Origin of the sequence: Halorubrum coriense DSM 10284 (assembly GCF_000337035.1) — an archaeon.
GTDB classification, from domain to species: domain Archaea; phylum Halobacteriota; class Halobacteria; order Halobacteriales; family Haloferacaceae; genus Halorubrum; species Halorubrum coriense.
Window position 1 is genome coordinate 1 of the sequence record NZ_AOJL01000005.1, and the last position, 21,346, is coordinate 21,346.

Annotated in this window: 24 protein-coding genes and 1 tRNA gene; 9 read left to right on the forward strand and 16 right to left on the reverse strand. The window is 71.1% G+C overall.

Going from position 1 to position 21,346, the window contains the following annotated elements; genetic code table 11:
* From C464_RS00060 to C464_RS18850, 4 genes are all read right to left on the reverse strand, one after another.
* Positions 1–502: DUF444 family protein (locus tag C464_RS00060; RefSeq protein WP_006111426.1), on the reverse strand; the 502-nt coding region annotated here is incomplete at its 3' end.
* A complete protein-coding gene (locus C464_RS00065; protein ID WP_006111427.1) occupies positions 493–2,952 on the reverse strand; it encodes a serine protein kinase PrkA in 2,460 nt (819 codons plus the stop codon). The genes C464_RS00065 and C464_RS00060, both read right to left, overlap by 10 nt.
* A 1-nt stretch (position 2,953) precedes the next feature.
* A complete protein-coding gene (locus tag C464_RS00070; RefSeq protein ID WP_006111428.1) occupies positions 2,954–5,029 on the reverse strand; it encodes a PrkA family serine protein kinase in 2,076 nt (691 codons plus the stop codon).
* Between the two features lie 31 nt (positions 5,030–5,060).
* Positions 5,061–5,213, reverse strand: coding sequence for a hypothetical protein (locus C464_RS18850; RefSeq protein ID WP_161781651.1), 153 nt, complete (start codon positions 5,211–5,213; stop codon positions 5,061–5,063).
* A gap of 242 nt (positions 5,214–5,455) precedes the next feature.
* Here C464_RS18850 and C464_RS00075 point away from each other — a divergent pair, with 242 nt between their 5' ends.
* Positions 5,456–6,220 (forward strand): DUF1028 domain-containing protein, encoded by a 765-nt coding sequence (locus C464_RS00075; protein WP_006111429.1) that lies wholly within the window; start codon positions 5,456–5,458, stop codon positions 6,218–6,220.
* 9 nt (positions 6,221–6,229) lie between these two features.
* Here the strand turns inward: C464_RS00075 and C464_RS00080 are convergent, their stop codons facing one another.
* Both C464_RS00080 and C464_RS00085 read right to left on the reverse strand, forming a co-directional pair.
* Complete coding sequence (locus C464_RS00080; protein ID WP_006111430.1) at positions 6,230–7,072, reverse strand: endonuclease/exonuclease/phosphatase family protein; 843 nt, start codon at positions 7,070–7,072, stop codon at positions 6,230–6,232.
* A gap of 156 nt (positions 7,073–7,228) precedes the next feature.
* Positions 7,229–7,711 carry an RNA-binding protein gene (locus C464_RS00085; protein ID WP_006111431.1) on the reverse strand — a complete coding sequence of 161 codons (483 nt, stop codon included), beginning with the start codon at positions 7,709–7,711 and terminating at the stop codon, positions 7,229–7,231.
* 135 nt (positions 7,712–7,846) lie between these two features.
* Between C464_RS00085 and C464_RS00090 the strand changes: the two genes are divergently transcribed.
* From C464_RS00090 to C464_RS00100, 3 genes are all read left to right on the forward strand, one after another.
* Complete coding sequence (locus tag C464_RS00090; RefSeq protein WP_006111432.1) at positions 7,847–8,452, forward strand: 2Fe-2S iron-sulfur cluster-binding protein; 606 nt, start codon at positions 7,847–7,849, stop codon at positions 8,450–8,452.
* A 100-nt stretch (positions 8,453–8,552) separates the two neighbouring features.
* Complete coding sequence (locus tag C464_RS00095; protein ID WP_006111433.1) at positions 8,553–8,891, forward strand: hypothetical protein; 339 nt, start codon at positions 8,553–8,555, stop codon at positions 8,889–8,891.
* 111 nt (positions 8,892–9,002) lie between these two features.
* The gene (locus tag C464_RS00100; RefSeq protein WP_006111434.1) at positions 9,003–9,338 is read left to right on the forward strand and encodes a NifU family protein; all 336 of its coding nucleotides are present in this window, start codon (positions 9,003–9,005) and stop codon (positions 9,336–9,338) included.
* Between the two features lie 246 nt (positions 9,339–9,584).
* Here the strand turns inward: C464_RS00100 and C464_RS00105 are convergent, their stop codons facing one another.
* Both C464_RS00105 and C464_RS00110 read right to left on the reverse strand, forming a co-directional pair.
* Positions 9,585–11,084: a DUF402 domain-containing protein gene (locus C464_RS00105; RefSeq protein ID WP_006111435.1), complete on the reverse strand. Its 1,500-nt coding sequence runs from the start codon at positions 11,082–11,084 to the stop codon at positions 9,585–9,587.
* 2 nt (positions 11,085–11,086) lie between these two features.
* Entirely contained in the window at positions 11,087–11,479 is a 393-nt protein-coding gene (locus C464_RS00110) for a DUF7532 family protein (protein WP_006111436.1), read from the reverse strand.
* 161 nt (positions 11,480–11,640) lie between these two features.
* On the opposite strand from C464_RS00110, the gene C464_RS00115 reads away from it, so the two are divergent.
* Complete coding sequence (locus C464_RS00115) at positions 11,641–12,651, forward strand: PrsW family intramembrane metalloprotease (RefSeq protein WP_006111437.1); 1,011 nt, start codon at positions 11,641–11,643, stop codon at positions 12,649–12,651.
* 29 nt (positions 12,652–12,680) lie between these two features.
* Here C464_RS00115 and C464_RS00120 read toward each other — a convergent pair whose 3' ends face one another.
* The 4 genes from C464_RS00120 to C464_RS00135 all read right to left on the reverse strand — a co-directional run bounded on the left by C464_RS00120 (position 12,681) and on the right by C464_RS00135 (position 15,981).
* The gene (locus C464_RS00120; protein WP_006111438.1) at positions 12,681–13,658 is read right to left on the reverse strand and encodes an ROK family protein; all 978 of its coding nucleotides are present in this window, start codon (positions 13,656–13,658) and stop codon (positions 12,681–12,683) included.
* Positions 13,659–13,748: 90 nt separating this feature from the next.
* Positions 13,749–14,207, reverse strand: a complete 459-nt coding sequence (locus C464_RS00125) for a universal stress protein (protein ID WP_006111439.1) — start codon at positions 14,205–14,207, stop codon at positions 13,749–13,751.
* Between the two features lie 198 nt (positions 14,208–14,405).
* On the reverse strand, positions 14,406–14,789 hold the full coding sequence (locus tag C464_RS00130) for a DUF5611 family protein (protein ID WP_006111440.1): 384 nt from the start codon (positions 14,787–14,789) through the stop codon (positions 14,406–14,408).
* An 88-nt stretch (positions 14,790–14,877) separates the two neighbouring features.
* On the reverse strand, positions 14,878–15,981 hold the full coding sequence (locus tag C464_RS00135; protein ID WP_006111441.1) for a DUF7093 family protein: 1,104 nt from the start codon (positions 15,979–15,981) through the stop codon (positions 14,878–14,880).
* 160 nt (positions 15,982–16,141) lie between these two features.
* Here C464_RS00135 and C464_RS00140 point away from each other — a divergent pair, with 160 nt between their 5' ends.
* Positions 16,142–16,456: a 2Fe-2S iron-sulfur cluster-binding protein gene (locus C464_RS00140; RefSeq protein ID WP_049910729.1), complete on the forward strand. Its 315-nt coding sequence runs from the start codon at positions 16,142–16,144 to the stop codon at positions 16,454–16,456.
* A gap of 185 nt (positions 16,457–16,641) precedes the next feature.
* Here C464_RS00140 and C464_RS00145 read toward each other — a convergent pair whose 3' ends face one another.
* Positions 16,642–16,836, reverse strand: coding sequence for a cold-shock protein (locus C464_RS00145; RefSeq protein ID WP_004599158.1), 195 nt, complete (start codon positions 16,834–16,836; stop codon positions 16,642–16,644).
* Positions 16,837–17,021: 185 nt separating this feature from the next.
* Here C464_RS00145 and C464_RS00150 point away from each other — a divergent pair, with 185 nt between their 5' ends.
* Positions 17,022–17,606, forward strand: coding sequence for a hypothetical protein (locus C464_RS00150; RefSeq protein WP_006111443.1), 585 nt, complete (start codon positions 17,022–17,024; stop codon positions 17,604–17,606).
* Between the two features lie 32 nt (positions 17,607–17,638).
* On the opposite strand, the gene C464_RS00155 is transcribed toward C464_RS00150, so the two are convergent.
* Together C464_RS00155 and C464_RS00160 are read right to left on the reverse strand one after the other, a co-directional pair.
* On the reverse strand, positions 17,639–18,640 hold the full coding sequence (locus C464_RS00155) for a phosphotransferase family protein (protein ID WP_006111444.1): 1,002 nt from the start codon (positions 18,638–18,640) through the stop codon (positions 17,639–17,641).
* The gene (locus C464_RS00160; RefSeq protein ID WP_006111445.1) at positions 18,637–19,374 is read right to left on the reverse strand and encodes an HAD family hydrolase; all 738 of its coding nucleotides are present in this window, start codon (positions 19,372–19,374) and stop codon (positions 18,637–18,639) included. The genes C464_RS00155 and C464_RS00160 overlap by 4 nt, the downstream gene beginning before the upstream one ends.
* A gap of 60 nt (positions 19,375–19,434) precedes the next feature.
* Here C464_RS00160 and C464_RS19050 point away from each other — a divergent pair, with 60 nt between their 5' ends.
* Both C464_RS19050 and C464_RS00165 read left to right on the forward strand, forming a co-directional pair.
* On the forward strand, positions 19,435–19,605 hold the full coding sequence (locus tag C464_RS19050; RefSeq protein WP_006111446.1) for a hypothetical protein: 171 nt from the start codon (positions 19,435–19,437) through the stop codon (positions 19,603–19,605).
* 354 nt (positions 19,606–19,959) lie between these two features.
* Positions 19,960–20,880 carry a hypothetical protein gene (locus C464_RS00165; RefSeq protein ID WP_006111447.1) on the forward strand — a complete coding sequence of 307 codons (921 nt, stop codon included), beginning with the start codon at positions 19,960–19,962 and terminating at the stop codon, positions 20,878–20,880.
* Between the two features lie 223 nt (positions 20,881–21,103).
* Here C464_RS00165 and C464_RS00170 read toward each other — a convergent pair.
* Positions 21,104–21,177, reverse strand: a tRNA-Phe gene (locus tag C464_RS00170).
* Positions 21,178–21,346 lie beyond the last annotated feature (169 nt).

Sequence of the window (21,346 nt, forward strand, 5' to 3'; positions counted from 1 at the left end):
CCCGGACGTACGCCTCGTCGAAGTCGGTGGCGAGGTGGCGCTTCAGCCCCCGCTTGAAGAACTCGTCGACGTCGAGGGTGCCCCGCGGGCCGGCGCGGGCGGTGTCGGTGAAGTCGCCCTCGACCTCTTCGACAACCCGCTTCCCCTTCGGTTCGAGGTCGAGGCCGAGCGCCTCGTCGAGCTCGCGGGCGAACTCCTCCGGGTCCATCTCGTAGTACTCGTGGTCGCCGCCCTCCTCGCCGGGATCGCCCGCCTCGTCGCCGTCGCCGGGCTCGGGATCGACCGGCTGGCCGGGCTGCGGTTGGCCGTCGCCGCCCTGTCCCACGCCGCCGGCGGAGCGCTGGTCGTACTCGAAGGCGGGGAGGTCGACGACCTTGATCGGGATCCGGATCCGGTCCGCGCCGGAGCCGCCGAGGTTGCCGTGGCTGATGAACTCGGCGAGGTCCGCGCGGCGCGTCTCGCCGACCTCGCGGAACCGCTCGCGGTCCTCGGTCAGTCCCACGGGCTCTCACCTCCGTTCGCGCCCGCGCCGCCGTCCGGGTCCCCGTCGGCGACCCGCCCGCCGTCGACGTCGGGCCACTCCTCGCGTATCTCCTCCATCACGGCGCGGCTCGCCAGCTCCGCGGACGCGGGACTATACCCGCGCTCGCACAGCCGGTTGACCGTCTCGGACTTCACCCGTTCCGTCTCGGTGTCCGCCGGCGGGTCGGGCCACGCCCCGGGGTCGAGGTCCGGGAACCGACGCTTCACGTCGGTGAGGTCGTTCGCGTCGATCACCGCCTTCAGCTCCGGCACCTCCGCGAGGTCGACGTCGTCCACGCTGAACGCGTCGTCGCGGTTGCGCCACGCGTACTGGGTGAGCCCGCGGATCACGCGCTTGCGCCGGAACCGCTCGACGTCGCGCCCCGGCTCGGTCCCCCGGTAGTCGCTCTCGTCGAACCGCCCGAGCGTCTCCGTCTCGAACACCTTCATGACGAGCGGGTCCGGGGCCTCGTCCTCGCGGCCCCGCGTCGTCGGGTCCTCGTCGTCCCACGCGTACACGTGTTCGACGTACTCGGCGACCGTCTCCGCCGAGACGGTCTCCTCCGCGAGCATCGCGTCGATCACGTCCTCGCGCTGCCGCTCGCGGACCTCGGTCGCGACCGCCCCGCGCCGTCCCTCGAACTCCGCGACCTCCGCCCGCGAGAACAGCGGCGCGTCGGCGAGCCCGTCGGCCATCGCGTCGAGCACGTCCGTCGGGGTGACGACGCGCTCGACCGGCAGCTCCGGGTGGTGTCGGTCGGCCGTCGTCGCGAGCAGGTCCGCGACCGCGTCGCGGGCGTAGGTGACCGGGATCCCGTTGCGCCCGTCGCCCGCGGCGAGGTCGACGTCGGCGACGGTGACCGCGTCGTCGCCGCGCCCGACCTCGCCGGTCTCGTACAGCTCGGCGGTCTCGATCAGGTCGAGGTCGCCGGGCAGGTCGTCGGCGTCGAGCCGCGTGACCACCGCGTACAGCGCGGCCGCCCCGATCGCGTGCGGCGCGATCTCGCGCTCGGCCACGCTCCCGTCCGACTCCCGGACGTCGATCGACAGCGGCGCAGCGCCCGGGTCGCTCCCGGGATCGGCGTCCGCGCCGCCCCGAGCGGCCGCCGCGTCGGCGGTCGGCGCGCGCACGACGGACTTCGGATCGGTCGCCTCGGGATCGCCGTCGACGGTCGCGCCCCCCGCCGCGGTCGCCCCGGCGATCTCGCGCCGAAGCAGCCGGGCCTCCAGCCGGCGGTTCGTGAGGTAGCGGAACTCGTGTTTCGAGAGCCGCCGCTTCAGCGCCTTCAGCGGGTCGGCGTCGCCGCGCTCGGCGTGCCGGTCCAGCTCGGCGTCGAGGTCGGGGTTCGAGATGACGATCAGCTGGGTGTCTAAGTCCATCCCGATCCCCTTGTCGAGTTTCACGCGCCGCTCGTCCGGGACGTTGAGCAGCCGCCGGAGGAGGTCGGCGTGCTGGCTCGCGTCCTCGACGACGGTCGCGACGCCGTTCCCCTGCGAGAGCACCCCGTCGTAGCTGAACGCCTGCGGGTTCTTCCGGCCGCGCGAGTCGAGCTCGCGCAACATTCCGCCCATCCACGAGCCGACGAGCCGCTCTTTCGGCGTGCCGTCGTCCTCGGCGTGGAGGACGCCGATCCCCCGCCCGACGTCGACCACGTAGCTGGTCACACGGAGGTGGTCGCGGTCGGTGATCGCCGAGAAGAGGTCACGTCGCCCCTGCTCGCGGTAGGTCGACTCCAGGTGGTCGTACGCCTCGCGGCTGAACGGGTCGAGTTCCACGTCGGCGGCGATCGGGTACGCGTCGCCGTCGACCGCGTCGGCGACCGACTCCCGGACCGGCTCCGGGAAGACGGACAGCGGGTGCGTCTGGACCGGACTGCGGTACCACTCCCCGGCGTCGCCGCCGTCGCCGTACGAGAGCGAGGCGGCCCCCGCCCCGCCCCCGCTGCCGACGCCCGCGCCGGCACCGGCGACATTCCACTCCACGGTGTACCGGCGGCCGGCGTCCGTCTTCGAGAACGCGCGGAGCCCGTTTATCAGGCACCGCTTGAACTCCGACTTCCCGGTCGCGGTCGGGCCGTCGATCCAGACGATGGTCTCGTCGTTGCCCCGCCCGGTCGCGGCCGCGCGGAGGTCGTCGACGAACGCGTTGAGCGCGCGGGTGTTGCCCAACACGGCGTGTTCCCCGTCGTTCGCCGGATCGTCGAAGAACCGGAACCGGTCGAGCGTCTCGCCGCGCTCGCGGACCTCCCGAGTCCCCTGCGACTCGATCGCCGCGAGGACGTATCCCGCGCCGGAGGCGGCCGCGGTCGGCCGCTCTAACACGCGGTCGACGTAGGACTCGATGTCCATCGGCGGGTCGTACGCCCCCCGGAGCGCCTCGTCGGCCGCGTCGACGAACCCCTCGCCGTCGGTTCGAGTGCGGTCGCTCATCTCAGTCCCCGCCGTCCTCGATCTCCGAGCGCGCGACCGCCGCGCCCGCGTACTCCAGCACCTCGGCGGCCCCGTCCTCGGAGTAGCCGCGGTCGACCAACGCGTCGACCCAGGCGCTCCGGTCCTCGTCGTCGAGGTCGGTCGCGGACACCAGCGCCGAGAAGTTGATGTTGTGCTTCTTGTCCTCCCAGAGCTTGCGCTCTAAGGCGCGGCGGAGGCGGTCGTTCTCCTGCGGGTCGAACCCGCGCCCCTCGCGGGCGCGCCGAGAGACCCAGTTCGACACCTCCTGCCGGAAGTCGTCCTTGCGGTCCGAGGGGACGTCGAGCTGCTCCTCGACCGCGCGCAGGAACGTCTCGTCCGGCTCGGTCTCCCGGCCGGTGAGCTCGTCGTCGACGGTGTCGTCGTCGATGTACGCCATCACGTGGTCCATGTACTTCTCGCCCTGCCGCCGGAGCTCGTCGACGTCGTACGCTAGCGCGTGGCGTACGTCCTCGATGGCGCGCTCGCGGTACTCCTCGCGGACGCGGTCGAGCAGGCGCTCGTAGCGACCGAGGTCCTCGGCCGCGATCGAGCCGTGGCCGCCGAGGTTCGCCTCGAAGTGGTCGAAGACGGACAGCGGCGAGAGGTGGCTGCGGTCGCGGTGCGTGGCGTCCATGATCGCCTCGGCGATCTCGTCGCCGACGAACCGCGCGGAGATCCCGTCCATCCCCTCGCCGACGTCGGCGGATTCGGCGGCGTCCTCCCGGAGCTTCCGCCGGTCGATCTCCTCGTCTTCGAGCTCGCCGTTGTACGCCTTCGCCTTCTCAAGCAGGCTCACGGTCTCGTCGGTCGGCTCTTCTAACCGGGTGAGCACGCCGAAGAGCGCGGCCATCTCCAGCGCGTGGGGCTCGACGTGGACGTTGGGCACGTCCGCGTTGTCGAGCATCTTCTCGTAGATGCTCGCCTCGCTCTCGTACTCCAACACGTACGGGTAGTCGATCCGCTTGGTGCGGTCGTTGAACGCCTCCATCTTCTCGTCGCCGGTCTTCTCGCGGTACTCCGGCATGTTGGTCCGGCCGACGATCACCTGGTCGATGTCGATCCGCGGGTTGTTCTTCGGCTTGATCGTCGACTCCTGGGAGGCGTGGAGGAAGTCGTAGAGGAACTCCCGCTGGAGCTTGAGCAGCTCCTCGCCGGAGAAGAGCCCGCGGTTCGCGTTACAGAACGCGCCGGCGTAGTCGAACGCCCGCGGGTCCGACTCGCCGTAGACGGCGAGCTTCGCGTAGTTGACGTCGCCCGTGAGCTCGGTCTCGTCTTGATTCTTCTTGTCCTTCGGCTCGAACGTCTCGATGCTCTGCCGGCGGTTCTCGTCGGCGACGAGCCGGACGACCTCGACGTGTTCGTCGAGGACCCGCTGGAGGTCGTCGTCGTAGTGTGCGAGCAGCTCGTTCAGGTAGAACTCCGAGGCCGGGTCCGGGTGCTGTTCGTTCCGGAGCGTGTAGGGGGCGTCGAGCCGCTCGTTGAGGTCGTCGATCACGGCCTGCCGCTGCGGCTTCGGGAGGAGGACGAGCGGGTCCTGACTCATCGGCGAGCGGACGACGTCGTCGTCCGGGTCCTGATCGTCGATCACCGAACAGAGGTCGACCCATCGGAAGGTGTACATCCGCCCGGCGTCCTCCCGGGTGTACGCCTCGAAGTAGCGGCGCACCAGCCAGTCGAAGTGCGACTTCCCGGAGCCGACCGGCCCCAACAGGAGCTTGATCCGCTTCTCGGGGCCGAGCCCGCGCGCGCCGGACTTCACCTTGTTGACGAACTCGTGGATCGCCTCGTGGACCTCGCGACCGTAGAACACGTTCTCGCCGTCGTGGTGCGGGTCCTCCGCGGCGAGCGCGTACTCGACGACGCCGCGTTCCTCGTCGTAGTGGGTCCCGTAGTAGTCGAACATGTCCGCGACGCGCTGGTGGGCGTTCCGCGCGATCCGCGGGTCGTCGTACAGCGCGTCGAGGTACCAGTCGAACGAGCGCGCCGCTCTGAGATCGTCCGGGACCTCCGTCCGGTACTCCTCGCTGAGCCGTTCGAGCGTGTGTCTTTCTGCCATCGTATCACGTTCGCTCGGATGACGGGCGGCGTCACCCGGCCCCGACGCGACGGTCGGAGCCGCCGCTCACCGTGCGCGTGTCGACAACTCGTCTGACCGCGAGCAGCGCGTCGTCGTTCTCCGTGTCGGTGCCGGTAGTCGCCTCGCCCGTATCCGAGGCTATATATGTGGGGGGGATTGCCACGGATAAGTATGTCGCCCGTTGACACTCGTCACGTTCCGTTCGCCCCCGTCGCCCTCACCGAGTCCCCCCGGTTCGCCGACGGTCCCTCGGTCGGTCTTATCAGCGGTTCGTGAGATCGACGGTAGGGGTCGGCGCGGGCACCCCGACGATCCCTCGCGCGCGCCGGCCCCGCGTCCCGTTTCGGAACCGGAACCATCGGCCCCGGCACGCACCCTTTTGCGGGACGCTCGCGCACCACCGGTGTGACGTTCAGCATCTGCGTCCGCGAGCGGTACACCGACGAGGACGGCGACGACCAGATCCGGTTCGGGGTGGCGGTGACGACCCGGCTGCCGGGCGTCGGCACGCTGTGTCCGTTCGCCTCGTCGGACGGGGCGGTGGCGACCCAGTCGCTCGTCAACGTCGAGTTGGGCCGGAAGGGAATCGAGTACCTCGGCGACGGGCTCGCGGTCGACGACGCCCTGGAGGCCCTCCTCAACGCCGACGACGGGAGCGCCCAGCGCCAGCTCCACGGCGTCGACGCCGACGGGACGTTCGCCTTCTCCGGCGACGAGTGTAACGGCTGGTACGGCCACCGCGAGGGACAGAACTACACCGTCGCCGGGAACCTCCTGACCGGCGAGGACGTGGTCGAAGACACCGCGGCCGCCTACGAGTCCGACGCCCACGGCGACGCGCCCCTCGCCGAGCGGCTGATCGACGCCCTCGCCGCGGGCCACGCCGCGGGCGGCGATAAACGGGAGGACCTCGAAGTCCAGTCCGCCGCGCTGCTCGTCCGAACCACCGAGGAGGAGGCGGACGATCCCTACTACGACGACCTCCGCGTCGACGCGAGCGAGACGCCGGTGGCCGACCTGCGAGAGACGTACGAGACGGCCAAGCGAGGCTACGAGACCATCTTGGAGAAGTACGCGGAGGAAGCGGAGGACGACGAGACGGAGACCGACGAGGGAGCGGGCGACGAGGACGAGACCGCCGAGGGGGCCGCCGACGGCGACGCCGAGTAGCGCTCTCGGCTACATCGATAGCCGCGCGAGGACCGGCAGGTGGTCGGAGGGATATCGCCCGCGGTCGTCACGGTCCGTGAGCGTCGCGAACGCCTCGACCGACACCCCCGGTGAGACGAGCGCGTGATCGATCCGCCGACCGTCGATGAGGCGAGCGAAGTCGGTGAGACTCGTCTCCGGCCCGTGCCGGAGGTCGGCGGCGGCCGCGGCGTCGCGCAGCGCGGGCGCGTCGGTGGCGGTCCCGGGAGCGTCGGCGTCGCGTTCCGCGTCGTCGCCGACGAGGATCCGGTGCGGGTCGGAGCCCGGCGTACAGTTGAGGTCGCCGACGAGGACGACCGGGGCTTCCCCGGCGGTCTCGACCCCGTCGCTCGTCGCTATCTCCGGGACTCGCTCGCGGAGCAGGCGGGCCGCCTCGCGGCGCGCGTCGGCGCTCACGTGGTCGAAGTGCGTGTTGACGACGCGGAGCGCGTCGCCGCTCTCTCGGTCGCGGACCCGGGCCCACGTCGCGATCCGCGGGTGCGTCGCCCCCCACCCCGTCGACGGGGTTTCGGGGGTCTCAGAGAGCCAGAACGTGTCGCTGTCGACGACCGCCCAGCGGTCGCTCCGGACGCCGATCGGACACCCTTCGCCCTCGCCGTCGGCCTCGCGGCCCCGCCCGACGAACTCGTACTCCGGGAGCCGCTGCCGGAGGTCGCGGCGCTGTTCGGGGACCGGCTCCTGAAACGCGGCGACGTCGGGTCGGTGAAAACGGACGAGCCGGCCGACTGCGTCGCGGCGGTCGTGCCAGGCGTCGTGGTGGTCGCCGCGGTTGGCGTAGCGGACGTTGTAGCTCAGCACCCGGATCGCGGTCATTACCGTTGGGGTCACGTGGGAGGCGATTAAAATGCGCGGAGCGCTCGGACGAGGCGCGGAACGCTCGCAACGGCGATCCACGCTCCGCGTCCCGCTTCGGCGTTTCCCGCCCGAGACGCGCTCATAGCCGGCCGTCGGCCGCCGCTCCCCGGTCGCTCACACCGAGAACTCGTAGAGGTCGTCGCCGACGTGATGGATCGACTCGACGACCTTTCCGCTGTCGCCGACCATCTCGTCGCCGTCGGCCAGCGCGCGGCCCACCGCCAGCACCTTCCCGTGGGTCTCCTCGGCGATCACGACGAGGTCGTCCGCGCGGATCGCCGGGTCGGCCTCGACGATGCCCGGGCGCATCACGTCGGCGCCGTCGGAGACGAACGAGATAGCGCCGGCGTCGACCGTGACGACGCCCGTCTCCGGGTCGTAGTCGTTCGCCCCTCGGACGGTGAGGAACGGCTCGTCGTCGTCGACGTAGAAGACGGCGGGGTCGCCGTCGACCAGGACGAGCTCGTAGCCGGCGTCGACGAACTCCACGAACTCGAACGTCTCCCCGTCGATGTCGACCCCGAGGTGGTCGGCGACCGCCTCGCGGATCGCCGTGATCTGGTCGCTCCGGAGATGGTGCCGGGATTTCACTTCCATGGAGGCCCGGTCGACCGCTCGGCCGATAAATGGACCGCTCCGCGGCGTGACGGCCCCGCCGATCACCGCCGTCGGGGGTCTCACGCGGTTGGATCGATCAAAACGGCCTTATGCCACCTCTCCATATCGGTTCGTATGCTCAATCCGCTCATTGCCAACGTCGCAAACCCGCCCGCGATCGTGCTCGCGGCGGTCGCGACGCTGCTTATCATCCTCATCGGCTCGGTGAGAGGGACCGGGTGGGAGCCCACTACCGACATCTCGGACGAAGTGCTCGAACGCCGCGCGTCCGCGGTCCCGGAGACCGAGTTCCCGGAGCCGGGGAACCGCGCGGTCGGCGGCGGCGGTGGCGGGGGCGGCGCCATCCCGGCAGCCGGTGACGGCGAAGGGGGCGAACTCGAAGGGGGCGAGACCGTCAGCGCCGGCCCCGGTGACATCCCCGAAGACGAGGTGGAGTACTTCGAGGTCGAGTTCGTCAAGCAGGGCGAGACGATCGAGCTCTCCAACGACAAGCCGATCCTCGCGCAGGGCGAGGACAACGGGTGGGACCTCCCGTACGCCTGCCGACAGGGTCAGTGCGTCTCCTGTGCCGGCCGGATCGCGGACGGCCCCTCCGAGGACTTCGTCGAGCACGACAACCAGCAGATGCTCGAAGAGGCCGAGATCGACGACGGCTACACGCTCACCTGCGTCGCGTACCCGCGCGACTCCTTCAGCATCGAGACCGGCGAAGCGCCGTAGTTCCGTCGACGACCGCGCCGCACCGCATCGGCCGGTCCGCTCTCAGCCCCTCGCCGTCCGCTCGCGACACCCTTTTTCGCGTCTCGCCCCAACGAGTGGCATGTCCGTCACCACGGCCCTCGTCGGGGGCGGCGGGGGCGTCGCCGTCGCGCTGATCGCCGCGGCCGTCTACCGCGACGCCGCGCGCGTCGGCGTCGACCTCGGCTCGCCGGCGACCTGGGCCGCGCTCGTCGTCCTCACCGGCGGCGCGAGCCTCGCCACGCTGATCCTCGTTCCCGACGCGCCCCTGCCCGGCGTCCTCGTCCTCACCGCGCTCGGGCCGCTGCTGTACGTGCTCGAACGCGACGACTCGCTGAACGGCGACGGCGCGGCCGACCCTACCAGCCTCCCCAGCCAGTCCGGCGAGTCCGTCGATCGGAGCGACGAAGGGGAGCGATAGCGCGCTCGGCTGCCGCCCTCCCGTCTCATCGACGATGACACAGTTCCTTTCGCGGGCTTCTCCGGCTCCTAAACCGCAACTTTCCATATCGTCGGGAGAGAAGAAGTAGCAATGAGCGACGAGAACGACGAGAGCCTCGCGGACCGGGTCGAGCGGTGGATGGTCGGACAGATGCCGATCATCCAGATGCACGGCGGCACGAGCGTCGTGCGCGAGGCGAACCCCGACACCGGCGAGGTCGTCGTCGAACTCGGCGGCACCTGCTCCGGCTGCGGCATCTCCAACATCACCGCCGACAACATCCGCCGCGACCTCATCATGGACTTCGACGAGGTCGACAACGTCACCGTCCGGACCGCCTCCTCCGGTGACAACGGCGCGTCCACGGTCGAGGGCGGCCGCGGCGGCGAACTCCGCCACGAGACCGAGTCCGCGAACCACTTCTGAACGCGCGTCCCGCCGCGGCGTCTCTCGCCCCCCGCCTCTCCTACAACGACGTGAACGGTAGCGACGCGAGCAGCGTGGTCGAGGGGTCGACGCCCGCCTCGTCGATGCGGACCCCGGTCGGGTCCGCGTCGACGCCCGCCCCGATCGCGTCGCCGTAGATCTCGGCGACGTACTTCGGGCCGGAGCGACCGTTGCCGTCCCCGTTACCGCGTCCCGGCGACCGGACCGCGGTCCTCGCATCCGCCCCTACAGCGCGTTTTCGAGGGCCGAGGCGACGCTCCGCGCCTTCTCGGCCAGCGGTTCGGGGGTGTACCCGGCCGCGACCGACTCGTCTAAGGCGTCGTCGTCGACGCGCTCGACCGTCCCGTCCGGCAGCTTCACCACGTCGACGTGGAGGTCGACGTAGCGGGCCGCGTCGGGGAACACCTCGACGGGCGTACAGACGTTGACGTACGTCCCGCGGACGGTCCCGTCCCGGCCGCGGTACGTCGTCGGGTACCACCAGCGGCCCTCCTTCAGGCTCGTCTCGGCGACGTCGCCGGCCCGGCGGTCGACGCCGAGGCCGTCGTAGGTCCCGCCGCCGCTCATCTCCCGCTCGACGGCGACCGTTCCGTCCGGGTCGACCCCGGTGACGCTCCCCTCGCCGAGGGTGATCAGCCGCCCGTCCGGCTTCCCGTGGTCGATCCGGAGCGAGTCCCCCTCGCGCGGGCCGAACGCGTCGGCCACGACCGAGAACGGGAACTCGGCGTCGGCCCCGGGCTCGCAGAGCGCCTCGGCGAGGTCGACCCCGGCGGAGGCGTCCGCCGACCCGGCCTTCGCGCGGTGGTGGCCCGGCATCGTCGCGGTCGCGGTCCGCCGCGCGTCGTCGAGCCCGGCCCGGCTCTCGCGGCCGAACCAGACCCAGACGCCGGCGTTCGGCGCGGCGAGCGGGCCGTCGCGAAGTCGGCTCCGGTCGCCGAGGACGCCGAGCTCACCCCCCGTCTCGTCCTCGGCTCCGACCGCGGCGCGCAGCCCCTCGGCGGCCTCGACAGCCGCGTCGAGCCCCGCGGTCAGCGCCTCCGTGTCGGCGTCGACGGCCGGGGGCCGCCACACCGCCCGCCAGCCCGCTGGCGGGTCGAGGTCGAGGAGGTCGATCATTCCGGCCAGCTCGCGGGCCGCCTCGTCCTCCCGGACGTCGACCCGCGTCCCGGACCCCGGTTCGAGCGCGACGAGGTCGCCGCCGATCCGCAGTCCCCCGGCGAGTTCGGGGCGGCGGTCGGTCCACGGCGCGGCCGACTCGCGCACCTGAACCCGGACCGCGTCCCCCGTCTCGACCCGGGCGTCGACGTCGCCGTACGGGAGGTAGCCCTCCGCGGCCGCGGCGGGCGCGCCCGTCCCCTCGTCGCCGTCGCCGCCGGCCCGCTCGTCGCCGACCCGGAGGTCGACCACCGCACCGCCGCCGAGGGTCTCCGTCACCTCGCCGTCGAGGACGGTCCCCGGCGGCGTCGGGTCGGGCCACGCGAGCGCGTCGCGGCCCGCGCCCGTCAGGACTCCGCGGACCGCGTCGAGCGCGTCGGGGTCGCCGCCCGCGCCGACCCCCTGCCGGTCCGCGCTCGTCTCGATCCGGACGGCCGGCGGCTCGGTCCCGAACTCGGCGTCGAACCGCCGGCGGATCGGCGGGGAGGCGTCGACCACCTCGTGGCCGGCGTCGAGCAGGCGCGCGGTGAGCGCCGTCGCGTAGATACCGCGGACGCGGGCCCGCGCCATCGTCAGAGCTCCTCGCGCTCGCGCGCGAACCGGACGCGGTCGTTGACCGTGTCCCCGAGCGAGAGTTCGACGACCGCCGGCGCGCCGCCGTCGTCCTCCCGGAGGATCCGCCCGCCCTCCACCGGGACCCCCCAGCCGTCGAGCGAGAGGTAGCCGCGGAGGTCGCCGCCGTGCGTGAACAGGTCGACGTCGGCGCTCGCGTGCTCCTGCACCGACGCCGAGCTGTGCGCCATCTCCATGTCGGAGTAGTAGGCCCCGTCCCCGTCGAAGAACTCTCGAAGGCGGTCGGCGTCCCGCGCGACGAGCTCTGCGACTCGGTCCGAGGCGTCGGCGACGGCGTCGGCGTCCAGCCCCGCTTCTTCGAGGGCGCGCTGAACCCGCGGATCGAAGTGCATACCCCGCCTTCGCCCGCCGCAGTTTCAATCCTGTCGGCCGCGGCGCGGCGGCGGTCGGTCGCGCGACTTCCGCCCGCCGTCGTCGGTCGGGGCGTCGTCCCCGTCGCCGGTCCGCCCGCTCCCGCCCATCGGTTAAGTCACCGGGGGGCGAAGCGGGGGCCATGCCAACCGACGAGGACCCGATCGCGTCTCGGGCCGACGACGACCGCGACCTCTACGACGTCGCGACGTGGGAGGAGCGCACCTCCCTCGACGGGCTGTCGGTCGCGCTGTACTGGCTCCTCACGCGCTCCGCGAAGGCCGGGGTCGTCCTCGTCGCGTTCGTCGGACTCTTAGCGATCCTCGGCTCCTTCGGGCTTGGGCTCCTCTTCGACCCGGCCATCGCCATCCTCCTCGGGCTCTCCGTGGTCCCCGCCCTCGGGCTGGCCGCGTACGTGTACGTCTCGGACGTGACGACCGCTGAGCCGCTGTCGCTCCTCGTGGCGACGTTCCTCCTCTCGATCCTCACCGCGACGTTCGCGGCGATACTGAACAGCGTGCTCCAGCCGTACTTCCGGCCGCTCGGCTTCCTCGGGATCGTCGTGTTCTTCTTCGTCGTCGTCGGCCCGATAGAGGAGTCCGTGAAGCTGCTCGCGGTGCGGCTGTACGCGTACACCGACGCCCGCTTCGACGCCGTCATCGACGGCGCGGTGTACGGGGCCATCGCGGGCCTCGGCTTCGTCGTCATCGAGAACTTCGTGTACATCGCACAGAACGTCGACATGGCGGAGCTGACGGTCGGGATCGCGGCGCTGGGTGCCGGCGACGGCATCGCCGCGCTCCGGGCGCTCGCGGGTCCCGGCCACGTCGTCTACTCGGCGTTCGCGGGCTACTACCTCGGGCTCGCGAAGTTCAACCCCGGGAACCGCGGCCCGATCATCGTCAAGGGGCTCGTCCTCGCGGCCGCGATCCACGCGCTGTACAACACCCTCGTCGGCCCGGTGACCGGCATCGCCTCGGCGCTCCTCGGTCTCCCGCAGGTCGTCGCGCTGTTCGGCTTCGTCGTCGTCTTCCAGGGCGCGTTCGGCTACGTCCTCCTCCGGAAGATCTGGCGGTACCGCGACGCCTTCCTCGACACGCGCGACGCGGTCGGCGCCGACGTCGAGCCGGAGCTCGACGAGTTCGAACAGTAGTCCGCGGCGGGGGTCCGCCTCGCCTCCGGTCAGGGCGCGTTCTCGACGCGCGAGCGGTCCCCGGTCCCGGCCGTCAGCGCGCTCGCGAGCGCGCCCTTCACCACGACGTCGTCGCCGAGGTCCGTGAGTCGCACCTCGGGGACGTTGATGAACACCATCTCCGGGAGCTTCTCGCGGATCGGGTCGAGGACGCGGTCGGGGTTGTTGAGCGCGACCGCGCCGCCGACGCTCACGACGATTGGCGCGTACGCGTGGATGACGTTGGCGATTCCCATGGCGTTCCAGTGGGCCACCTGGTCGATCACGTGGTCGGCGAAGGTGTCCTCGCCCGCCGCCTCGAACACGTCGACCGCGGAGAAGTCCGGGTCCTCGATCGGGAGGCTCGTCTCGATCGGGTCCTCCTCGTACAGCTCGCGGGCGTACTTCGGGATGTTGTTGCCCGAGCAGTACCCCTCCCAGTGGCCGTCGAGGCCGCAGCCGCAGGTCCTGAACCCGTGCGGGTCGACGGTCATGTGGCCGACCTCGCCGGCGTTGCCGTCCCACCCCGAGAGGACGTTGCCGTCGACGGCGACGCCCGCGCCGATCCCCGAAGAGATGGTGAGGTACACCATGTCGTCGGGGTTGCGCTCGGAGTGGAACCGCTCCCCGATGACGCCCGCGATGGTGTCGTTGTGGAGGTACACCTCGTCGGTGTCGAGCAGCCGCCCCACCGGCCCGACGAGCGGGATGCGCTCGACGGTGTCCGGCAGGTTCGCGGGTCCTTGGACGACCCCCTCGGCCAGATCGAGCGGCCCGATCGAGCCGATCCCGGCCGCGGTCGCCTCGTTCGGCGCGATCCCGGCGTCGGTACAGGCCCGCCGCACCACCTCCAAGACGGCCTCGGTGACGGCGATGCCGTTCGGGCCCCGCGGGGTGCCTCGCGACGCGGACCCGAGGACCGCCGCGGTCTCGTCGCCGACGACCGCCCTGACGTTCGTCGCCCCGAGATCGACGCCCACGTAGTACATCGGGTGTAACCGCGGACCCGTCTCACTTAAGCGGGACGCTTCGGCCGGTCGAGCGGGGGGAGGGAACCGGGGCGCTCGCGCGAAACCGGGCTACGACGCGGACTCGCGGACGAACGTCACCGGGCACGGCGCCGAGAGCATGACCTCCTGCGCGACGCTGCCGAAGACGGCCTTCCCGGTCGGCGAGCGTCGCCGCCCGCCCACGACGACGCGGTCGGCTCCGAGGCCCTCGGCGGTCTCGACGACCTCGGCCGCGAGGTCGCCGACCGCGCCGCGGACCGAGTGTCGCACGCCGGCGGCCGCCAGCGCCTTCGAGAGCTTCCGGGTCGCCGCGTGTCGCTCCGCGACCGCGTCGGGCGTCGCAGTCTCGCTGCCCGCCTCGAAGCCGAGCTTCGCGCGCGTCTCGTCGAACTCCTCTTCGTCGAACACGTGGGTCAACACGACTTCGGCGTCCGCCGGCTCCGCGACGGCGACGATCTCGTCCGCGAGCCGCTCGATGCGTTCGTCGTCCTCGGTCCCGACCGCCAGCACGATCGTCTCGATGCTCATACCCGTCTTTCGCCCCCGACCGAGTTAATACTGCTGAAGTCTTTACTCAAATCCGAATAAATATTTAACCGATCGATCCTGACACTCTCCGGCCACGCCGGCGCGGGTTCCGACCGATCTCGGCGGACGAGCGGACCGCTACCGGGAGTACGCGGGCTCTCGAAGAGAGAAAGCGTCGCCGTCCGCGGGAGAGTCCGATCAGTAGTCGGGCGCGTCGTCTTCGACTTCGCGCTTCAGCGAGTCGCGGCGGGACTTCGCGTCGCGGCCGGTCGCCTCCAGCAGGAAGTCGTTCTTCGCGTCGACGGCGTCCGCGGCCGCATCGGCGTTCCCCTCGGCGATGACGTCCTCCGCGGGCCGCTCCTCGAAGTGGACCGCCAGCTTGTCCTTCTTGCTCCCGTACTCGGCGGCGCCCGCGACGATCCGGTCGAACACCGGGTTGTCGGGGTCACCGACGACGTACAGTTCGTGGCCCTCCCACTCCTCCGTGCCCGTGACCTCGCCGAAGTACTCCTCGACGGAGCCCTTCAGGTCCGGCATGCGGTCGTCCAGATGCTCGCCGCGGCGCATCTTGTACTCCTTCATGCCGCGACCGTTCGACAGGCCGGCGTAAACCAGTTTCGTCACGCCCGCTCGGTGGGTTCGGCGGCCGACGCGCCCGTTTATACCGCGACTACCGCGGCCGCTCGTCGACGTACCCGCGCTTACACTCCGGACAGATGTCGCCGGCCCGCATCGAACTCCCGTCCGCGGCGCGGACCATCCCGCACTCGGGGCAGTAGTACTCGGTCGGCTCGTCCGTCCCGGTCGTGTCCAAGTCGGGGCTCTCGCCGCGGGTGATCCCCGTCTCGTCCTCGCCGGCGTCGAACGCGACGGTCTCCCCGTCGTCGGGGGCCTCGACGTACTCCGTCTCCTCGGGCTCTCCCTCCCGCCGTTCCGCGGCCTCGGGGGTGAGCCCCCCGCCGAACTCCACGCCCGCCTCGCCGCTCTCCCCGATCTCGGCGCTGAACCCCTCGTCTTCCCCGCCGTGGTCGGGCCACGCGGCCCGGCCGTCGCCCGCCGCGTCCGCCTCGTCGACCGACGGCCACGCGCCCCGTTCCCGGTCACCGGTCGCCGCCTCCTCCTCGTCGTCGAGGATCACGCCGTCGTCGCTCTCAGCGTCCGTCTCGTCGCTCGCGGCCGACTCCGCCGGGGCGTCGCTCGCGGCCGACCGATCGCCCGTCGACTCGCCGCCGGCGCCGAGCAGCTCCGCGTCCTCGTCTCCCGGTCCCGCCGCCGAGTCCGCTTCGCTCGCGGCGCTCGACTGCTCCGGCGACTCCGGTTCTTCTTCGACCTCGTTCGGGGACGGTCCGGCGTCGGTCGCACCGGTCGCGTCGTCGGCCGCGCCGTCGTCGATGATCACCGCGTCGTCGCTCCCCGCGCCGGGCTCCTCGTCGAGCGTCAGCCCGTCGTCCGCGGGCGTGGCGTCGTCCGCGCCGACGGCTCTCGACGACGCGCCGGGCGTCGCGGGCCCCTCGGCGGATCCCGCGGCGTCGCGGTCCGCCGGTGTCGCGGCCGCTCCCGCGTCGTTCCGGCCGCCGGCGTTCGCGGCGGCCTCGTCGGCCAGCTGTTCCATCGTCGTCACCTCGGTGTTTTCGCTGACGATCTGCGTCTCGCCGCAGCGAGCGCAGGTCTTCACCTCCCTGACGGTCGTGACGACCTCGTCGCCCTCCTCCTCGCGCTCGCGCCGGAGTTCGGGTTCGCCGAAGTCGTGTCCGAGCAGACACCTGAGTCCCATTGTGCCTCCCTGCGGTGCCGAGGGTAAAAAACGCCCCGTCGGCGTCCGACGCTCGGCACACGCGCGTTTCGCGGTGCGCCGCGGTCGCCGTTCGCGGTTCCGGTCGTCGCGTCCCGCGGACACAGACTCTTTGTGGATCGCTCGCGTACCGTCACTCGACATGCCTACTGTATCCTACAAGGGCGAGGAAATCGAATGCGAGAAGGGCGCTAATCTGCGCGACGTGCTCAAAGAGGCCGGTCTGTCCGTCTACAACGGCAAGATGGAGCAGCTCAACTGCCGCGGTGCCGGATCGTGCGGCTCCTGTGCGGTCCAGGTCGACGGCGAGGTCAGCGAGCCGGGCAAGAAAGAGAAGGCCCGCCTCTGGTTCCCGCCGCACCACCCGAGCCACGACGTCCGCCTCGCCTGCCAGACCAAAGTCGAGGGCGACGTCGAGGTGACGAAGGGCCGCGGGCTCTTCGGGCAGCACGTCTGAGCGCGGACGCGGCCGCTCTCGTCTCTTTTCCGACGATTCCGTGCGCACTCGACGAGCGTTTCGCTCGTCGGGAATAAAATACGACCGCGGCGGACGTGAGCCCGCGGCGCGGACGAAAACGTTTGTTACCGTGTGTCAGAGTCGCGTTCGGTGTCAGCCGGACCGACCCACCTTCTCGGATCGGCTTACTGCCGAACGACGTTGGTCGCGCGGGGACCCTTCTCGGAGGACTCGATGTCGAACTCGAGCTCCTGGCCCTCTTCGAGGTCCGGGCCGCCGACGTCTTCCATGTGGAAGAACACGTCGTCGTCCGCGTCGTCAGTCTCGATAAATCCGTAGCCGCCAGTGTCGTTGAAGAAATCAACCTTTCCGGTCGCCATTACAACCATAGAGAGACCCCGACCGGTCATAAGAATTGCGAGTGTACAGTTACCACGACTCTCGCTGGACGATCGTTTCCGTACAACCGCAGTTATTCGCGCAGATACTGACCACGCGACCGATTCACGGCGAGCGAACGAGCGGTTCGTGCGGTTCTCCGCCCCTCCGCCAGACGCCGAGGTTTATGTTTCCGGCCGCGGAAGCGGCGCGTGTGTCACGCGCGTACCCGGCAGACGGCCCCGCCCTCACGCTCCGCGAGAACGGTCCCGCGCTGTTGGTCCCCGCGGCGTGGGGCGTCGCCGCGGGCGCGGTCCTCGGCGCGGTCTCCCTCCACGCGCTGTTCGTCGCGCACGTCGTGATGAGCACGCTCCTCGTCGCCTTCGTCGTCGCCTCGTGGCGCGACATGTCGACGGGAGTCCTCCGCGCGTGGAAGCTGGTGATCCTCGCGGGGACGCCGGTCACGCTCGCGGGGGTCCTCGGGTTCCTCGCGCGCGACGGGACCGCGCTCGGGGCCGCGCTCCCGGCCGACGCGCTCCTCGCCGTCGCCTTCTACGGCTGGATGCTGCTGCCAGCGCCGGCGTTCGTCTACACGGGGCTCCGCGACGCGGCGGTCCCGCGCTCGACGGTTCACCACGCCGCGGCCGCGTGTTCGGTCGCGGGCGCGGTCGTCGCCGCGTTCGCCGGCTCCGGGACGGGGACGGTCGCGGGCATCGCGCTCGTCGGCCTCGGCCAGACCGCCGGCATCCTCGCGGCCACGGCGCTGTACTGACCGGCGACCGGCGTCGGCCCGCCTCTCCCCGGTCACTCGGCCGGCCCGTCGAGCGCGCGCCGGAGCGCCCGTCGGTGGAACTCGACCGCCGCGTCGCGGTCGACCGGCGGGTAGCGCGGGTTCGTCACCACCCCCTCGCCGTCGACGACCGCGCTCGCGACGGCCGCGGCGCGATGCGCGCGCTCGACCCGCGGCAGCGGAGCGACGGACTCGTAGCCGTCGCGGAACGCCCGCCGGAGCGGCTCGGTCTCGCCCGCCGGCACGTACCAGTCGACGACGAGGTGTTCGACCTTCGCGACCGACACGCCCCGCGGCGCGGCCAGCGGCGCCTCCCAGTCGAGGACGGCCGTCACCGCGCCGTCCGCGACGATGGCGTTCCCCGGCCGGAAGTCCCACGGGAACAGCCGCGGATCGGGGTCCGACGCGGTCGTCTCCCGGAACGCGTCACGAAGCCGGCCGCGGAGATCGTCGAAGTCGTCGGGGAGCCGCGACGCGTGTCGCTCCCCGAACTCTCGGAGCCACTCCTCGGCGTCGACCGGATCGCCGACGGCGAGCGTCGGGTCGCGCCCGAGGACCGACCCTTCGTCCGTCCCGCCGCCGACCGCGTCCGCCCCGCCATCGACCGCGAGCCGTCCGCACCCCGAGAACCGAAACGCCTCGTGAAGCGCCGCGAGCCACCGCCCGAACGCCCGGGCGACCCCTCGCCGGTCGGCCGGACCGAGGTCGACGAACGCCTCGTGGAGGTCGCGTCCGTCGACCAGCGGCGTCACGAGCCATCCGGTCCCGTCGACGACGCCCTCGCCGAGCGGCCGCGGGACGGGGACGTCCGTCCGCTCGCCGATCGCCGTCAGTAGCGCCGCCTCGGTCCGGGTCGCGGCCGGCGTCGGCGAGCGCTGGAGCACGACCGGCGGCGTCGTCTCGAACCGCACCACCTCCGTCCGCTTGCGGTTCCCCCGCCCCAGCGGTTCGACGCTCGCGACCGTCGCCCCGGGTCGCGTCTCGGCGAGGGCGCGGGCTCGGACCGCGTCGCTCACCGACCCTCCCCCGGCTCGGTCGCCGCCGCGTCGCTTCCGGGCTCGGGGCCGTCGGCTCCGCGTCCCTCGGCCAGCAGGCCCGCGATCTCCGCCATCGAGTCGACGACGTGGTCCGGGCCGTACGCTCCGGGTACGTCCTCCGGGTCGGCCCGCAGCCACGCGGACCGGAACCCGGCGTTGTGCGCGCCCGCGACGTCGTACGCCAGCGAATTGCCGACGTACAGCGTCTCCGACGCCTCGACCGACAGCGCCGCGGTCAGCCGCTCGAACGGATCCGCGTGGGGCTTCCGCCGGGGCAGGTCCCCGGCGTACACGATGACGTCGACGAGGTCGTCCAGCCCGAGCGCCTCGACCTTCGCCCGCTGCCGGTCCTCGGGACCGTTCGTGAGCACGCCCACGGGTCCCGCCGCCGCCGCGGCCGAGAGCGCGTCCGTCGCGCCCGGCAGGAACGTCACCCGCGACTCGTCCGCGACCGCCTCGAACGCGGCCGCGAGGGCGACCGGGTCGACCTTCCTGTCGTGTCGGGCCGCCAGCCGCGCGAACCCCGCGCCGAGGTAGCCGACCCGGTCGTCGGGGTCCGGCGGGCCGTCGAGGAGGGACCACAGCTCGTCGGGCTCGCCGAACGGTTCGACGCCCGCCTCTTCGAACGCTCGGCGGTAGAGGGCGGTCACGTCGTGGTCGTGGCGGCACAGCGTGTCGTCGAGGTCGAACGCCACCGCCGCGAACCGGCTCATGACGTATCAGTAGCGCCGCGCGGCGAAGTCGGTTTCGCCGACGCGCCCGTACGCCCGGCAATGACCGACCCAGAGGACACCTACGACTGCGAGACCTGCGGGACGAGCGTCGCCGTCGCGGACGCGCGTCGGTCCGAGCCGTTCGGCGACCTCGACCCCGACACGTGGCAGACGCTGAACTGCCCGCGGTGCGGCGACCGGCTCGCGACAGTTCTCGTCGGCGACGAGTGAGCCGCGACGGGCCGACCGAGACCGACGAGCCACTGGCACCCGCGTCGACATGGACGTCGTCCGTCCGGAGGCGGGACGCAACAGATCGGCTTGGCGTCGTTCTCCCGACGGGTCGCCACTCACGGCTTCGCCGTTCGCCATCGAGGCCTCCCTCCGATCGCCCTCGCACCGCTCACCGTCTCGAAATATGCCGCATCTTCGATTCGAACACCCGGAAACCGTGCTCTTCGGGAACCGAACGCTGCGCGGCGGCGACAGAACGGCGTCGACGCTCGGGGACGGATCGGAACTGTCTCCGGGGTTCCGATACCCGCAACCCGAGGACTGTTAAGTGATCTTACCTAACGTCGCGGTATGGTTGACCCTCTCTCGGCGACGCTCGGGGCACTCTCCTTAGGCGTCAACGCGGCGAGCGTCTATCACCAGCGAGACACTGCCGTTCCGGACGGCGGAATAGACACCGTCGGGAGCGTCAAAGAGTTCTGGGGCGCACATCGACGAGACTCCCTCAACCCGGGATCGTACGTCACGGTCGACGGGACGCTGTCCGTGTACGCACCGATGATCTTCGGTGACCCACAACTCGTCAAGCAACGGCACTTCGAGTTCAGGGACGCACTCTCGATGGAAGCCCCGGCGGGTATCGACGCTCTCGTCAGTATCAGCTCGGGCCAACCGGTGATCCGTCTACAACCGAGGGAGGGCGTCTACTACGCGGGGCTCTATCAGGGGATCGGGCGCAACTCGATACCCGTCTTCATCGATGAGGCTCTCTTTGACTCCTGGCGCAAAGACCGTACGAACGACGACACGTACGTGTGGGACGTCGCTTTGACCGGTCAGCTCGACGATCTACCGACCGAGTGGGACGACTTCTTCTCCATCTTCGGACTCGATCAAGAGGCCCCCGAGTACGCGATCTACGTGAAAGACGACGATGTGTCTGGTATCGAATACAGAGCCGAAACGGGGTTCTTCGAGGCGGACATCTGGGCCGCCTACAAACGCGACGGGGGCCACGGGTGGATAACTCGCTGCCCCGACTTCGCGGAGCGAACCGAAATACGGCGGTCCATCGATTCGATCATCGAAAATCTCGCGTCGCCTGAGGCCGAAGGGATCGAGCTGATCTCACAGTACGACCTCGTGGACCGACCCTTCGGTACGAGTCCGGACATCGCTCAGACGTCGACACAGATCCAAGAGATGTCGAACAGGCGCGTCCGAGAGAACTACATCGACGAGGTGTCAGACCTCATCGATAGCTACACCTGAGCGATGTCTTCCGAGCCCCGCTCGCTTCGCTCGCGGGGACGGGGGACAGCTCGGTCAGGTGCCGGTGCTCACGAACGTGAATCGCGGCGAAAAGTTATGCCGCCTCCCCGATTTGAACTCGCCGAGACGCACGTCTTCACCCTGTTCGGACTCGCGACTCGCCTGCTCAAATCGCCTCGGCGTCGTTTCCTCGACGGCTCGCTCCGCTCACCGTCTCGAAATATGCCGCCTCCCCGATTTGAACGGGGGACAGCTCGATCTTCAGTCGAGTGCTCTCCCAGTCTGAGCTAAGGCGGCTCGCACTCGCATCAACGCCGATTCGAGACAAAAGGATTTCGAAAGGCCGCGGGCGGATCGCCTGGGTCGACGCACCGACCCGCCCGCGTCGGTCGAATCCGGATCGCACGGTTCCGAGCGGCTCCGCGATATCGGACGATATCGCCGCCGATCCGGGGCGACGGCGCGG

Coding starts and splice junctions, on each gene's coding strand:
- C464_RS00065 (WP_006111427.1), bottom strand. CDS start 2,952: ATGAGCGACCGCACTCGAACCGACGGCGAGGGGTTCGTCGACGCGGCC.
- C464_RS00070 (WP_006111428.1), bottom strand. CDS start 5,029: ATGGCAGAAAGACACACGCTCGAACGGCTCAGCGAGGAGTACCGGACG.
- C464_RS00080 (WP_006111430.1), bottom strand. CDS start 7,072: ATGACCGCGATCCGGGTGCTGAGCTACAACGTCCGCTACGCCAACCGC.
- C464_RS00085 (WP_006111431.1), bottom strand. CDS start 7,711: ATGGAAGTGAAATCCCGGCACCATCTCCGGAGCGACCAGATCACGGCG.
- C464_RS00090 (WP_006111432.1), top strand. CDS start 7,847: ATGCTCAATCCGCTCATTGCCAACGTCGCAAACCCGCCCGCGATCGTG.
- C464_RS00095 (WP_006111433.1), top strand. CDS start 8,553: ATGTCCGTCACCACGGCCCTCGTCGGGGGCGGCGGGGGCGTCGCCGTC.
- C464_RS00100 (WP_006111434.1), top strand. CDS start 9,003: ATGAGCGACGAGAACGACGAGAGCCTCGCGGACCGGGTCGAGCGGTGG.
- C464_RS00105 (WP_006111435.1), bottom strand. CDS start 11,084: ATGGCGCGGGCCCGCGTCCGCGGTATCTACGCGACGGCGCTCACCGCG.
- C464_RS00110 (WP_006111436.1), bottom strand. CDS start 11,479: ATGCACTTCGATCCGCGGGTTCAGCGCGCCCTCGAAGAAGCGGGGCTG.
- C464_RS00115 (WP_006111437.1), top strand. CDS start 11,641: ATGCCAACCGACGAGGACCCGATCGCGTCTCGGGCCGACGACGACCGC.
- C464_RS00120 (WP_006111438.1), bottom strand. CDS start 13,658: ATGTACTACGTGGGCGTCGATCTCGGGGCGACGAACGTCAGGGCGGTC.
- C464_RS00125 (WP_006111439.1), bottom strand. CDS start 14,207: ATGAGCATCGAGACGATCGTGCTGGCGGTCGGGACCGAGGACGACGAA.
- C464_RS00130 (WP_006111440.1), bottom strand. CDS start 14,789: ATGAAGGAGTACAAGATGCGCCGCGGCGAGCATCTGGACGACCGCATG.
- C464_RS00135 (WP_006111441.1), bottom strand. CDS start 15,981: ATGGGACTCAGGTGTCTGCTCGGACACGACTTCGGCGAACCCGAACTC.
- C464_RS00140 (WP_049910729.1), top strand. CDS start 16,142: ATGCCTACTGTATCCTACAAGGGCGAGGAAATCGAATGCGAGAAGGGC.
- C464_RS00145 (WP_004599158.1), bottom strand. CDS start 16,836: ATGGCGACCGGAAAGGTTGATTTCTTCAACGACACTGGCGGCTACGGA.
- C464_RS00150 (WP_006111443.1), top strand. CDS start 17,022: ATGTTTCCGGCCGCGGAAGCGGCGCGTGTGTCACGCGCGTACCCGGCA.
- C464_RS00160 (WP_006111445.1), bottom strand. CDS start 19,374: ATGAGCCGGTTCGCGGCGGTGGCGTTCGACCTCGACGACACGCTGTGC.
- C464_RS19050 (WP_006111446.1), top strand. CDS start 19,435: ATGACCGACCCAGAGGACACCTACGACTGCGAGACCTGCGGGACGAGC.
- C464_RS00165 (WP_006111447.1), top strand. CDS start 19,960: ATGGTTGACCCTCTCTCGGCGACGCTCGGGGCACTCTCCTTAGGCGTC.